At 74.8% G+C, this 13751-nt stretch carries 11 protein-coding genes and 1 pseudogene; 8 read left to right on the top strand and 4 right to left on the bottom strand.

All coding sequences use genetic code 11. The features are described 5' to 3' along the window. Positions 1 to 103 precede the first annotated feature (103 nt). The 4 genes from AB0C69_RS23910 (at position 104) to AB0C69_RS23895 (ending at position 8370) form a co-directional block, all read left to right on the top strand. Positions 104 to 1537, top strand: a complete 1434-nt coding sequence (locus AB0C69_RS23910; protein WP_360357064.1) for a rhamnulokinase family protein — start codon at positions 104 to 106, stop codon at positions 1535 to 1537. A 249-nt stretch (positions 1538 to 1786) separates the two neighbouring features. Further along, the gene (locus AB0C69_RS23905) at positions 1787 to 4720 is read left to right on the top strand and encodes an AAA family ATPase (RefSeq protein ID WP_360357061.1); all 2934 of its coding nucleotides are present in this window, start codon (positions 1787 to 1789) and stop codon (positions 4718 to 4720) included. Positions 4721 to 4854: 134 nt separating this feature from the next. Next, positions 4855 to 5949, top strand: coding sequence for an alpha/beta hydrolase (locus tag AB0C69_RS23900; RefSeq protein ID WP_360357058.1), 1095 nt, complete (start codon positions 4855 to 4857; stop codon positions 5947 to 5949). A 3-nt stretch (positions 5950 to 5952) separates the two neighbouring features. Further along, entirely contained in the window at positions 5953 to 8370 is a 2418-nt protein-coding gene (locus AB0C69_RS23895; RefSeq protein WP_360357056.1) for a GMC family oxidoreductase, read from the top strand. Between the two features lie 126 nt (positions 8371 to 8496). On the opposite strand, the gene AB0C69_RS23890 is transcribed toward AB0C69_RS23895, so the two are convergent. Further along, positions 8497 to 8946: an SRPBCC family protein gene (locus tag AB0C69_RS23890; protein WP_360357053.1), complete on the bottom strand. Its 450-nt coding sequence runs from the start codon at positions 8944 to 8946 to the stop codon at positions 8497 to 8499. A gap of 52 nt (positions 8947 to 8998) precedes the next feature. After that, positions 8999 to 9535, bottom strand: coding sequence for a CGNR zinc finger domain-containing protein (locus AB0C69_RS23885; RefSeq protein WP_360357050.1), 537 nt, complete (start codon positions 9533 to 9535; stop codon positions 8999 to 9001). Positions 9536 to 9632: 97 nt separating this feature from the next. Here AB0C69_RS23885 and AB0C69_RS23880 point away from each other — a divergent pair, with 97 nt between their 5' ends. Next, positions 9633 to 10409 (top strand): class I SAM-dependent methyltransferase, encoded by a 777-nt coding sequence (locus AB0C69_RS23880; protein WP_360357048.1) that lies wholly within the window; start codon positions 9633 to 9635, stop codon positions 10407 to 10409. Between the two features lie 16 nt (positions 10410 to 10425). Here AB0C69_RS23880 and AB0C69_RS23875 read toward each other — a convergent pair whose 3' ends face one another. Continuing rightward, a complete protein-coding gene (locus tag AB0C69_RS23875; RefSeq protein WP_360357045.1) occupies positions 10426 to 10851 on the bottom strand; it encodes a PPOX class F420-dependent oxidoreductase in 426 nt (141 codons plus the stop codon). A 64-nt stretch (positions 10852 to 10915) separates the two neighbouring features. After that, entirely contained in the window at positions 10916 to 11581 is a 666-nt protein-coding gene (locus AB0C69_RS23870) for a hypothetical protein (RefSeq protein WP_360357042.1), read from the bottom strand. A 438-nt stretch (positions 11582 to 12019) separates the two neighbouring features. Between AB0C69_RS23870 and AB0C69_RS23865 the strand changes: the two genes are divergently transcribed. From AB0C69_RS23865 to AB0C69_RS23855, 3 genes and pseudogenes are all read left to right on the top strand, one after another. Beyond that, complete coding sequence (locus AB0C69_RS23865) at positions 12020 to 12508, top strand: sigma-70 family RNA polymerase sigma factor (protein ID WP_207946058.1); 489 nt, start codon at positions 12020 to 12022, stop codon at positions 12506 to 12508. After that, positions 12505 to 13230 carry a zf-HC2 domain-containing protein gene (locus AB0C69_RS23860; RefSeq protein WP_360357039.1) on the top strand — a complete coding sequence of 242 codons (726 nt, stop codon included), beginning with the start codon at positions 12505 to 12507 and terminating at the stop codon, positions 13228 to 13230. The genes AB0C69_RS23865 and AB0C69_RS23860 overlap by 4 nt, the downstream gene beginning before the upstream one ends. A 58-nt stretch (positions 13231 to 13288) precedes the next feature. Beyond that, a pseudogene (locus tag AB0C69_RS23855) lies at positions 13289 to 13751 on the top strand (hypothetical protein); the annotation flags it as partial.

Here is a 13751-nt window from a genome sequence, read left to right as displayed (position 1 = left end):
AGCGTGTGATGCAAGTAGGCCAGCCGTGGCAGATGCCGGCGAGTCGCGACGGCGTTAGGGCAGGCCAGGCAGAGCAGGAACGAGGCGGTGCAAGGGACACAGCATGAGCGAAGCGATGTTCGCGGCCGTCGATCTCGGGGCGTCCAGCGGGCGGGTGATGGCCGGGCGCGTCGGGCCGGGCACCCTCGCCCTGGAGGAGATCCGCCGCTTCCCGAACCGCCCCGTGCGGGTCAACGGAACCCTGCACTGGGACATCCTCGGCCTCTACGGCAACGTCCTGGACGGGCTCCGCTCCGCCCCACGCGGCCTGTCCTCGGTCGGCATCGACTCCTGGGCCGTCGACTACGGGCTCCTCGACGCGGAGGGCCGGCTGCTCGGCAACCCCGTCCACTACCGCGACGCCCGCACCGACGGCGTGATGGAGCGGGTGCGCGCCGAGCTGGGCGAGGACCTGCTCTACCGGACCTCGGGCCTGCAGTTCCTCCCGTTCAACACGATCTACCAGCTCGCGGCCGAGGACCTGTCCCGGGCCGCCACGCTGCTGCTCGTCCCCGACCTGCTGGCCCACTGGCTCACCGGGGAGATCGGCGCCGAGCGCACGAACGCCTCCACCACCGGGCTGCTGGACGTCCGGAGCGGCGCCTGGTCGGCGGACCTCATCGACCGGCTCGGCCTGCCCGCGCGGATCTTCCCGCCGCTGCACGACCCCGGCGCCGGCATCGGCACCCTGCGCGCGGACGTGGCGGCCGAGACCGGCCACGGCGCGCTGCGCGTCACGGCCGTCGGGTCCCACGACACGGCCTCCGCCGTCGCCGCCGTCCCCGCCGCCACCGACCGGTTCGCCTACATCTCGTGCGGCACCTGGTCGCTGGTCGGCGTGGAACTGGACGCCCCCGTGCTGACCGACGAGAGCCGCAAGGCCAACTTCACCAACGAGGGCGGCGTCGACGGGACCGTCCGCTACCTGCGCAACGTGATGGGCCTGTGGCTCCTCCAGGAGTCGCAGCGGACCTGGGGCGAGGCGGACCTGCCGGGCCTGCTCGCCGCGGCCCGGGACGTGCCCGGCCTGCGCAGCCTCATCGACCCCGACGACCCCGAGTTCCTGCCGCCCGGCGACATGCCGGCCCGCATCGCCGCGCACTGCCGCCGCCGCGGGTTCCCCGAGCCGTCCACCCCCGCCGAGACCGTGCGCTGCATCCTCGACAGCCTCGCCCTCGCGCACCGCGCCACGCTCCGCCAGGCGGCGCGCCTGTCGGGGCGGGAGATCGACGTCGTCCACCTGGTGGGCGGCGGCAGCCGCAACGACCTGCTGTGCCGGCTGACCGCCGACGCGAGCGGGCTGCCGGTGGTGGCCGGCCCCGTCGAGGCGACCGCCCTCGGCAACGTCCTGGCGCAGGCCCGCGCGCACGGCGCCGTCGCGGACCTCGCCGGGTCACGCGCCCTGGTCGCCGCCACCCAGGACCTGCGCCGCTACGAGCCGTCGGGCGACGAGGCCCGCTGGAGCCAGGCCGCCGCCCGCCTCGGCCTGGAGGACTGACCGGCCGCGGATGTCACGGTCGCGGGACGGTTTACCCTCCCGAGGTTGACATGGGACGCCCGAGGGCCGTTCATAGCTATGTACATACGGTCCAAGGCCGCCGTCGCGGGTGGGCAAGGCGCAGGCAGGGCGTGTTGTCCTGCCTTATTGACGTTCCACCCGATAAGGTGAATCCCGCTCGTTCAGAGGTACCGCAACAAGAAGCATGGCCACGGCGTATCGGCCGCCTGTCGCTGTTGGGGTGTGGACATGGAGGGTCGTGCGGCCCATGCCGCCGGGGGTCCCGGCAACGCTCCGCTCGTGGGGCGCCGGGACGCGCTGCACCGGATCGACCGCGCTCTCGACGCGGTCGAGAGCGGCTACGGCCTCGTCGCGCTGGTCGGCGAGCCCGGCGCCGGCAAGACGCGGCTGCTGAACGAGCTCGCGGACTGCGCGACCGCCCGCAAGCTGCCGTTCGTCGCGGGGCGCGCGGCCGAGTTCGAGCAGGAGATGCCGTTCGGCGCCGTGGTCGACGCGCTCGACGACCGCCTCGAGGAGCACTCCCTCGACCTGCCGCCCGGCGCGCTGCGCCTGCTCGGCACCGTGTTCCCCGCGCTCGCCGACCTGTCCGGCGACCCGCCCGCCGCCTCGCCGGAGTCGCGGGTGGCGCGCTACCAGCTGCACCGCACCGTCCGGCACCTGCTGGAGGCGCTCGCCGAGCCGTCCGGGCTGGTGCTGATCCTCGACGACCTGCACTGGGCCGACGACGCGACGATCGAGCTGCTGGACCACCTGGTCCGCCACCCGCCCCGGGCGCGGGTCCTGCTGGCGGTCGCCTACCGTCCGGCGCAGGCGTCGCCGCGGCTGGCGGCGCTGGTGGACGCGGCGGGCCCGCAGGGCGCGCGGGTGGCGGTCGATCCGCTCACCCAGAGCGAGGTCCGCGAGTTCCTCGGCCCGGACGTGGGCCGCGCGCGGTGCGAGGCCCTGTTCAAGGCCAGCGGCGGCAACCCGTTCTACCTCGAGGCGCTGGCCAGGATGGCGGGCGGGACCGCGCCCGCGTCCGGCGCCGGCCTCGACAGGCACTGGGAGAAGGGCGTCGCGAACCTGACCGAGGTGCCGCCGGCGGTGCGGGCGGCGCTGCAGGTCGAGCTGAGTGCGCTGCCGCCGAGGGCGCTGCTGATGGCGCAGGGCGCCGCGGTGGCCGCGGACGTGTTCGAGCCCGCGCTCGCGTCGGTCGCGGCGGAGATGGACCAGAACGCCGCGCTCACCGCCCTGGACGTGCTGACCGGCCACGACGTGGTGCGTCCCGCGCCGGGCGGCCGGTTCCGGTTCCGCCATCCCCTGGTGCGGCACGTCGCCTACGCCTCGACGGCGGCCGGCTGGCGGATCGCCGCGCACTCGCGGGTGTCGGAGCGGCTGGCCGAGCTCGGCGCCCCGGCGGCCGTGCGCGCCCACCACGTGGTGCGGTCGGCGCGCTTCGGCGACGCCGAGGCGATCCGGACGCTGCTGGAGGCCGCCCGCGCCGTCGCGCCGCAGGCGCCCGCGACCGCCGCGTACTGGCTGCAGGCCGCGCTGGACCTGATGCCCGGCGCCGGCGCCGGCGCCTATCCCGACCGGGTGGAGCTGCTGGTCGAGCTGGCCCAGGTGCAGGCCGTCAGCGGCCATGCCGAGGAGGGCCGCGAGACCGCCCGGACGCTGCTGGGGCTGCTGCCGCCGGACGACACCGTCCGCCGCGCCCGCACCGTGCACATGTGCGCGATCATGGAGCGCCAGCTCGGCCGGATCCACGAGGCCCGCGCCCTGGTCCTGGACGAGCTGCGCCGCAGCACCGACCGGCAGACCCCCGAGGCGGTGCTGCTGCGGATCCGGCTCGTCGCCGACCGGATCCAGCGGATCGACACCCGCGGCTCGCACGCCATCCTGGAGACCATCCCCGACAGCGCGCCCGGGTGGGGCCCCGGCCTGACGGCGGCGGTCGCGGCGATGCGCCCGATGGTCGCCTACGGGCGCGGCGAGGTCGCGGAGGCGATCGACCGCGCCCAGACCGCCGACCGGCTGTTCTCCGCGGCGTCCGACAACGACTTCGCCGACTGCCTCGACTGCTTCGCCTGGCTGGTGTTCGCCGAGTCGTTCCTCGGCATGTACGACGAGGCGCTGCGGCACGCCGAGCGGCTGGTGTCGATCACCCGCACGACCGGGCAGACGTTCGTGCTCGGCTACATGCTGTCCGGGCAGTCGCGCGTCCTCGCCCAGACGGGGCGGCTGGAGGAGGCCGCCGCCGTCGCCGACGAGGCCACCGCGGTCGGCCGCGACCTGCGCTCGCAGGAGGTGCTGGCCTACGGGCTGATCCAGCAGTGCCTGACCGCGTCCTGGATGGGCGACCACGAGCGGGCGCTGCGGGCCGGGGACGAGGCCGTCGCCAACGACACCGGGTCGGGCGAGTGGTGGACCCACATGGCGCACGTGGCCCGCGCCATCGCGGTGATCAACGAGGGCCGGCTGGAGGAGGGCGCCACCGCGCTGATCGCCGCCTGCGGCGACGGCACCCTCGGCCTGGACTTCAGCACCCTGGTGATCTGCGCGGAGGCGCTGGCGTCGGTCCGCGCCGCGCAGGAGAACGGCGCCGACGCGGCGCACTGGGCCGACATCGCCGAGGCGATCGCCGACCCGCTGCTGACCGGCGACGCCGGCCTGGCCCGGCTGACCCGGGCGCACGCGCTCCGCTCCGCCGACCCCGCCGCGTCCGCGGCGGTGGCGGCGGAGGCCGCCGACCTGCTCGCCAAGGCGGGGCGGCGGCCCGAGGCCGGCCGCGCCGAACTGGCCGCCGGGCTCGCGCACGCCGCCGCGGGCGACCGGTCCCGCGCCCGGGACCGGCTGCGCGCCGCCGCCGAGGTCTTCGAGTCGTGCGGGATGAAGGGGCTGCTGGCGCAGGTCGTCCGCGAGCAGCGGCGGCTCGGTGTCCGGGTGCCCTCCCCCGGGACGCCCGCACGCGGCGCCAAGGGCAGGAAGGACCTGCCGTTCGGGCTCTCCCCGCGCGAGCACGAGATCGCGCTGCTGGTCGCCGAGGGCAACAGCAACCAGCAGATCGCCGAGCGGCTGTACCTCAGCGTCCGGACCGTCGAGACCCACCTCTCCCGCGTCTTCGGCAAGATCGGCGTGTCCTCCCGGGTCGGCGTCGCGACCGCGATGAACCGTTCCGAGTAGATCCGACTCTTACTTCACGTACGTCCCGTACGTCCGGTGGGTTCGCCCGCACCCGTAAGTACGGGTTCTCCACGATGCCGCGCCGATATCTGCGTTTGGCAGGGTTGGACCGTCAGGAAGCGGAGGAGATCGACATGGAGCAGCAGCGGATCGCGCGCTTCACGCACGCGGGCGTCGCCGACGCCGAGGTGTCCGCGCACCCCTTCGCGACCGAGGACGGCCTCGGCCTGAACCTCACCCGGTTCCGCCGGAGCGACTGCGACGACGTCGTCCTGCTGGTGCACGGGCTGACCACGTCCAGCGACATGTACATCATGCCGGAGCACGCCAACCTGGTGAACCACCTGCACGACGCCGGGTTCGGCGACGTGTGGGCGGCCGACCTGCGGATCAGCGGCCGGTTCCCCTACAACGCCGAGGCCTCGCGCCACGACCTGGACGCCATCGCGCTCCACGACCACCCGGCGATGCTCGCCGAGCTGCGGCGCCACGTCGGCGACCGGCGGATCCACGTGATCTCCCACTGCGTGGGCGCGATCTCGTTCTCGATGGCGCTGTTCGCCGCCACCGTCACCGGCGTCACCAGCCTGGTCTGCAACAGCGTCTCGCTCACCCCGCGCACCCCGCGCTGGTCGAAGATCAAGCTCGGCTACGGGCCGGCCCTCATGGAGTACGTGCTCGGGCCCTGCCACCTGGACCCCCGGTACGCGAACGCTCCGGTGCTGACGCGCGGCTGGATGCTCGCCAAGGCCGTCGCCCCGTTCCACCGCGAGTGCGACGAGCCGGCCTGCCACATGCTCAGCTTCATGTGGGGCGGCGGACAACCGATCTTCACGCACGGCAAGATGTCGCCGGTCACGCACGGGCGGCTGCCCGACCTGTTCGGGGCCTGCAACGTCAACTACTACCGGCACCTCCACGCGATGGTGAAGGCGGGCCGCGCGGTGAAGCGCCACCCGCGCGACCCCCGCTCGGCCGCGCTGCCGGACGACTACCTGTCGCGCGCCGCCACGGTCACGACGCCGATCCTGTTCCTCACCGGAGACCGCAACCACGTGTTCACCGATTCCAACATCGTCTGCCACCGCGCCCTGGAGAAGATCACTCCCGGGCTGCACGAGCTGGCGGTCCTGCCCGGCTACGGCCACCAGGATCCGTTCATGGGGGCCGCCTCCGCGACCGAGGTGTTCCCGCAGGTCGTGGACTTCCTCAAGCGGAAGGCGGGCTGAGCGATGAGCGAAGACGGCGGCGCGGCCGAGCACGTCGACGCGGTCGTGGTCGGATCCGGGTTCGGCGGATCCGTCACCGCGTACCGGCTGGCGGAGGCCGGGCAGCGGGTCGTCCTGCTGGAGCGCGGGCAGCCGTACCCGCCCGGCAGCTTCCCGCGCTCCCCCGCCGAGTTGGGGCGGGCGTTCTGGGACCCCGACGCCGGCCTGTACGGGATGTACGACGTGTGGGGGTTCAAGGGCTGCGACTCCGTCGTGTCCTCCGGCCTCGGCGGCGGCTCCCTGATCTACGCGAACGTGCTGCTGCGCAAGGACGAGCGCTGGTTCGTGCACGACCGGCCGGGGCCCGGCGGGGGGCACGAGCCGTGGCCGGTCTCGCGCGCCGACCTGGACCCGCACTACGACGCCGTCGAGCGGATGATGGGCGCGACGCCGTACCCGCTGGACCAGGTCCCCTACGACGACACCCCGAAGACGCACGCGATGCAGGACGCGGCGGCCGAGCTCGGCCTGCACAGCACGCTGCCGCCGCTCGCGGTCAGCTTCGCGCCGGAGCCGGGCGGCACGCCCGGGGTGAGCCTGCCGATCGCCGACCCCGCGTACGGCAACCTGCACGGCGCCCGCCGCCGGACGTGCAAGCTGTGCGGCGAGTGCGACATCGGCTGCAACGAGGGCTCCAAGAACAGCCTCGACCACAACTACCTGTCGGCGGCGGCGCACCACGGCGCCGACATCCGCACCTCCCACGAGGTGAAGGCGATCCGGCCGCGGCGGGGCGGCGGGTACGAGGTCGACTACGTCCACCACACGGACCTGTCCGCCCGCAAGCGCCGCCTGCCGATCCGGACGATCACGTGCGACCGGCTGGTGCTGGGCGCCGGCACCTACGGCACCACGTACCTGCTGCTGAAGTCCCGCGCGGCGTTCCCCGGCCTCAGCTCGGCGCTCGGCACCCGTTTCTGCGGCAACGGCGACCTGCTGACGTTCCTGATGCGGGCCAAGGACCGCAACCGGGTCCGCCCGCTCAACGCCAGCCGCGGGCCGGTGATCACCACGGCGATCCGGCTGCCGGACGACCTGGACGGCGTGCCCGGCGCGGGCCGCGGCGCCTACATCCAGGACGGCGGCTACCCCGGTTTCACCGACTGGATCGTGAACGGCTTCGACGTCCGCGGCGAGTTCGAGCGCGCGGTGGAGTTCCTGTGGGGCCGGTTCCGGGAGTTCTTCAAGGACGCGCCGGACACCAACCTGTCCGAGGAGCTCTCGGACCTGATCGGCGACGGGGCGCTGACGGTCAGCTCGCTGCCGCTGCTCGGCATGGGCCGCGAGACTGCCGACGGGCGGCTGCACCTGCGGGACGGCCGGCTCGCCGCCGACTGGAACGCGCGGACCAGCGAGGAGCTGTTCAACCGCGTCCGCAAGACGATGCGGGGGATCGCGGACGTGCTCGGCGCCGACTACGCCGACAACCCGATGTGGTTCCGCAAGCGCATCATCACCGTCCATCCGCTGGGCGGTGCCCCCATGGGCGGCCACCCGGGCGAAGGCGTCTGCGACGCCTTCGGCGAGGTGTTCGGGTTCCCGGGCCTCTACATCGCCGACGGGGCGGCGATGCCCGGCCCGGTGGGCCCGAACCCCTCGCTGACGATCGCCGCGCAGGCCGACCGGCTGGCCACGCGGCTGCTGGAGAGGACCGCCCCGCCCGCCACGGGGGCCGAGCCGGCCGGGGGAGCCGGCTCGCCAGGCGGGGCGGGGAACGGCTCGGCGTACGGCCCCGCATCGGGGAGCCGCGGTGGGACACGGGGACCGTCCACCGCGGTCGCGGGCCGTACGTCGCTGTCGTTCACCGAGGAGATGAAGGGGTTCGTCACCTACGGGGAGTCCGACACGCGGATCGGCGAGCTGGCCGAGGGGCGCCTGCCCCTGTCGTTCCGCCTGACGATCACCGCGGCGGACACCGACCGCTTCCTGGCCGAGGCGGACCACGAGGCGACGGCCGCCGGATGGGTCGACGCGACGGGGCACGGGGGGCGCCGCCCGGTCGAGCGGGGCACGTTCAACCTGTTCGTCGCGGACGGGCCCGAGGACCGGCGGCTGATGAAGTACCGGCTGTTCTACACCGACGGCGAGGGGCGGCGGCGCACGCTGAGCGGGCGCAAGAACGTCCTGCACGGGCCGCCGACGCGGATCTGGCCGGACACCTCCACCCTCTACGTGCGGCTGCTGGACGGGCACGTCGCCGAGGACGAGGAGGACGGCGCGCCGGTCGTCGCGGCGGGCGTGCTGCACATCCAGCTGACCGACTTCGCGCGGCAGCTGACGACCTTCCGCGCGACGGGTCCCGACGGGGCGGGCCGGCTGCTCGACTTCGGCCGGTTCTTCGCCGGGGAGCTGTGGGAGGTCTACGGTCCCGACCCCGCCTGAGGGGTCCATGGTCGTGCAGGCCGAGGGAACTGCGGGGTGCTCTCGGCCTGCACCTTTTCTGCCGGAGGTCGTGCGGGGGGTCGCACGGCCTCCGGCTCACATCCCTCCCCGCGGGCCCGGACGCGGTCAGATGCCCTCGGCCTTGCGGGCGGGGCAGTCCGGCGGGCAGTGCTCGACGTGGGCGGGCAGCCATCGGGCGAAGGCCTTCAGCATCTGCCGGAGCCCGAAGCCGACGATCGGGCCGGTGCCGGGGATCAGCGGCTCGAACGTCGCCTCCCAGCGCAGGAACGTGCCGGCGTCCCGGCGCTCCAGCCGGACGTCCGACCGGTAGCTGCGCACGGGCAGGCCCGACAGCGCGACGTACCCGAAGTGCTCGTAGGGCTCGTAGGCGACGGTCCGCTCGCTGGCCGGCCAGATCTTCTTGACCGTCCCGACGCCGTAGGGGGCGGTGTCGCCCGCGCGCGCCCGCCGCGCCGGGGTGGGGAACCTGCCCCAGGCGCCCCACGCCTCGGGGACGGCCAGGTGCCGGAAGAGGTCGTCGGGCGAGGCGGCGGTGGTGGCGGTGGCCTGGATCATCGCCACACGCTACAGGCACGCCCGCGAAACCGGCAGGCCCAGCCGGGGCCCGTCAGGACGACTGCGCGCGGGCGCGGAACGCGGCGGCCTTGACCCGGTTCTGGCAGGCGGTGGAGCAGAAGCGGCGGGTGCCGTTGCGGGAGGTGTCGACGTAGACGCGGTCGCAGTTGGGGGCGGTGCAGACGCCCAGGCGGTCGTGCATCTCGCTCCCGATGACGATGGCGAGGCCGGTGGCGCAGGGACCGGCCCAGTCGTTCTCGTCGGATCCGTGGTAGTGGACGTGCCACGGGTGTCCGTCGTGGCGCTCCAGGCGGGGCCGGGCCTCGGTCGTCTCCAGGAGCCGGTTGACCTGCTCGGCGGCGCCGTCGACGTCGCCGGCGGCGACGGCGTCGAACACCACGCGCAGCTCGCGCGCGACGGCGGCGAGCGCGGGCAGTTCGGACTCGGCGGCGCGCGAGCCGCGCCCGACGCGCTGGAGGACGTCGGTGACGGCGGCGGCGAGCGCGGGCGGCGGGGGCGGGGTGTAGGCGCGGCCGCGCCGCTCCCCCGGGGTCAGCTCGTTGACGAGGCCGGCGGCCGCCTGCACCACCGCATCGGTATGACTGTTGAACTCCACTTGACCAGTTACGCCTTCCGGGTTCAGAATGTGACTGTCCAAAGCTTATACGACAGTCACAGGAGGGGTCATGACCATGCTCGACCACGAGGTCGCCAGCGCCTGGACCGCCCGCTGGGACGTCCAGCAGGAGGGCTACGTCCCCGACCGCGAGGAGCGGTTCACCGCCATCGTCGACGCCCTGGAGGCCGCGACCGGGCGGCCCGACCCGCTCGTCCTCGACCTCGGCTGCGGGCCGGGCTCGCTCGCCGGCCGGATCCTGGACCGCCTCCCCGGCGCGACCGTGGTCGCGGTGGACGCCGACCCGCTGCTGCTGTCGCTCGGCCGCGCCGCGCACGCCGGCCGGCCGGGTCTGGCCTTCACCGAGCTGGACCTGCGCGAGCCCGGCTGGGCGGCGCGGCTGCGGCTGGACCGGCAGGCCGACGCCGCCGTCAGCACGACCGCCCTGCACTGGCTGTCGGCCGCGCAGCTGCGCGTCGCCTACGGCGAGCTGGCGCGCGTGCTGCGCCCTCGCGGCCTGTTCCTCAACGGCGACAACCTCGGAGTGGAGGACCGCACGCCGGGCCTCGCGGCCCTCGACGTCGCCCTGCGCGAGCGCGAGCGGGCGCGCCGGTTCGGCGGGGACCGCCCCGAGGGCTGGGACCAGTGGTGGGACGCGGTCGCCGCCGATCCCGGCCTCGCCGGGCTGCGATCGCTGGCCCGCGACGAGACGACCGGCCACCACGGGTCGGAGTCGGCGCTGCTGTCCACCCATGTCGAGGCGCTGCGCGAGGCGGGCTTCGACGAGGTCGGGACGCTCTGGCAGCGCGGCGACAACCGCCTCCTCGCCGCCCTGCTGGGGGCCTAGCCGCGCCCGGCCGCCGTCAGTGCGCCTGCCCGTAGAGGCGTTCGACGTGCAGGCGGACGACGAGGCGGCGGTCCTCGACCATGACGCGGCGGTACTCGTCCCAGTCGGGGTGCTCGCCGCGAATGTCCCGGTACACCTCGACGAGCTCCTCGACGGCGGCGTCGTCCGGATCGGCGGCGACCGCCGTGAGCTCTGCGGTGCCCTCGGCGACCACCCACGACCAGCCGTCCGGCGAACCGACGTGCAGGCTCGCGCGCGGGTCGCGGGCCAGGTTGCGGGCCTTGGCCCGGTCGGCGGTGATCGAGATCCGGACGAGCCGGCGTTCCTCGTCGTAGTGGTAGTTGATCGTGGACAGCTGGGGCCGCCCGTCGCCCTTGAGGGTGGCCAGCACCCCGATGTCCCGTCCCGCCAGGAGTTTCACCAGCGCCGCTTCGTCCGCCATCGTCGCCTCCATCGGTCGTCGGTCCTACCCGCGTCAACCCCTGGGCGGGCCGGTCGCTTCCCGGTCAGTTCAGGGCGAGGGCCGGGAACTCGAGGACGCGGGCGGACCGGGAGCCCGGCCCGCCCGCGTCCTCGCCCGCGTCCTCGCGGGCGGCGCGGCCGGTGAGGATGTGGCCGCGGAACACCGCGCCCTTCGCCGCGACCTTGACGGCGCGGAAGCCTCGCGGCGGCAGGGCGCAGAACCCGGTCCGCACGACGTCGTCGAACAGCGAGTCCGACACGACGTAGGCGAGGTCGCGGTCCGCGTCGTCGGCCAGCAGGCGGCGCAGCGGCGCCGCGTCCAGCAGCCGCTGGACGACGATGGGCGCGTCGCCCGCGGGGCCGAACGGCCCGGCCGTGAGCGTGCCGTGGTGCAGCGAGAGCCGGACGCGCAGGCGGAAGCGGCCGGCGTCCCGGTTGACCTCGCGCAGCGCCCCGTCGAGGAGGATGACGAACTCGCCGGCCACCGTCGCCGGGTCGACGCCCTCCGGCAGCGTGGCGAGCTCGCCGTCCCCGCCGACCTGCTTGTCCCAGCCCGCGCGGTCGAGGCCGACGCCGCGGGCGGCGCCGTCGAGCGCCTCCGTCAGCAGCCGCTGCGCGCGCAGCTGCTCGCGCGTGTCGCGCCGGCTGTACCCCTGGATGTCCACCGCCAGCAGCAGGCGGTAGCTGAGCTGCACTTCCCCGTTCTCCATCACCATGCCGATCCCCGCCCTCGGTCTCTGTGGGCAAATGGGCCCGATGCCCGCATTCGCTCCAAAGCGTGGAGTGAGCGTTGCCCGGCGAAGGTTCCGATGCGCGGGTCGGAGTCTCGCCTCCCGTACGCACCCTGAGACGCACCTCGGCGATCCCTGGGACTGGACGGTAAGGAAAAGGTGGCGAACAAGTAAGAGCCATTGCGGAAAATCCCCCACGAAACGGCCTCGGTTGAACCGCGCGGCGCGGGGTCCCGTACTGCCTCCCAACGTGACACCCACGGTCACCGCGTCGCCCCGCACCCCCTCGCACCCCCGCCGGAGACCCCGATGGCCCACAGATCACCGGCCGCCTCGGCCACCCGCGAACGCCCTCCCGGACCGTGGAGCTGGTTCCGCGGCCCGCGGCCCTCCGGCGGCGTGGACGACCAGGTGATCGTGACCGAGCTGTACCGCGTGTACGGCCGCCCCCTGCTGTCGTTCGTCCTGCGCCTCACCGGCGGCGACCGGCACTGGGCCGAGGACGTCGTCCAGGAGACGATGATCCGCGCCTGGCGCAGCGCGCACCAGCTCGACGAGAACGCGACGTCGCTGCTGCCCTGGCTCGCGACGGTCGCCCGCCGGATCGTCATCGACGACCAGCGCCGCAAGAACGCACGGCCGCAGGAGGCGGGCGAGGGCCCGCTGGAGAACATGCGCGTGCCCGACGGGTTGGAGGATCTGCTGCGCTCCGTCGTCGTGTCCGAAGCCCTCCTCGCCCTGTCCCCCGCCCACCGAGAGATCCTCAACGAGACCTTCTTCCGGGACCGCTCGGTGAACGAGGCCGCCAGGCATCTCGGGATCCCCGTGGGCACCGTGAAGTCCCGGGTCTACTACGCGCTCCGGGCACTGCGCGTCGCCCTGGAGGAGAGGGGCGTGACGCCATGAGAGCGCCGGACATGCCGCACGTCGACGTCGGCGCCTACGCCCTCGGCCTGCTGGAGGAGCCCGACCGCCGCGCGTTCGAGGCGCACCTGGCGACGTGCTTCTCCTGCCACGAGGAGCTCGGCGCGCTGAGCGGGATCGCCCAGACCCTGGACGGCATCGGCCCGATCGCCGACCCGGCGGAGGCGATGCCCGCGCCGCCCGAGCCGGCGGCGGTCACCGACCTGATCCGGCACCGGATCCGGCGGGAGCGGCGGCACCGGGCCGCGCGGGCGCTGGCCGCGGCCGCCGCCGGGGTGGTGCTGCTCGGCGGGGCGCTCGGCGCCGGGTACACGCTCGGCGCCGACCGCGGCTCCGCCGCCTCCGCGCCCGACGGCGGGACCGCCCAGCTGCTGCGGGACGGCCGGGCGATGTCGGCGACCGACGCCGGCACCGGCGTCACCGGGACGGTCGCGACGCAGCAGAAGGCGTGGGGCAGCCGGGTCGCGCTGCGGCTCAGCAAGGTCGGCGGGCCGCTCGCGTGCGAACTGGTCGCCGTGGACCGGCGGGGCAGGGCGCACACCGTCGTCGGCTGGTCCGTCCCCGAGAAGGGCTACGGCCTGCCCGGCTCGCCGCAGCCCCAGCTGGCGCTGCAGGGCGGCACGGCGCTGCGGCCCCAGGAGATCAGCCGGTTCGAGGTCCGCACGATCGGCGAGGGCCGCACGCTGCTGACAGTCCCGGCGTAGGCCCCGCCTCCCGGAACGCGCGGCCGGGCCGCTCCCCCGCGTCTCATAGGCTGAGGCCGTGAGTGCGACCCGACCGTCCGCCGGTCCCGAGCTGATGCTGCCGGGGCTCGGCGAGGTGTACGCGGCCTACGTCCGGGAGGCCGGCGCCCTGCCCGCGCAGCCCGGCGCGCTGCAGGCCGAGATGTGGACGTCGGCGCAGCTCGGCGGCCTGGAGGCGGCGGCCCCGCACGACGCCGCCCGGCGCGCCGCGCTCGGCGACCTGATCGGCTGCCTGCACGCGGCGGCCACCCCGGGCGCGCGGGCCTTCCTGCGGGCGCTCGCCGCGATCGGCCCCGCCGAGGGGCGCGGGGCCGCGGCCCGCGCCGCCGACCGCCTCGCCGGCGTCCCGGCGGCGCCCTGGGAGGACTCGCTCGGACGGGTCGTCCCCGGGCAGGCGTGGCTGATCCAGGAGGGGCCTCGTAGCCGAGCTCGCGGGCGGCGGCGCGGACGCGCTCCTGCGTCTCCTCGGAGGTCTGGATGCC

Origin of the sequence: Actinomadura sp. NPDC048032, assembly GCF_040653175.1 — a bacterium.
Taxonomy (GTDB): domain Bacteria; phylum Actinomycetota; class Actinomycetes; order Streptosporangiales; family Streptosporangiaceae; genus Spirillospora; species Spirillospora verrucosospora.
Note: the sequence above shows the minus strand (reverse complement) of the source record. Positions and strands in the feature narration are given on the sequence as shown.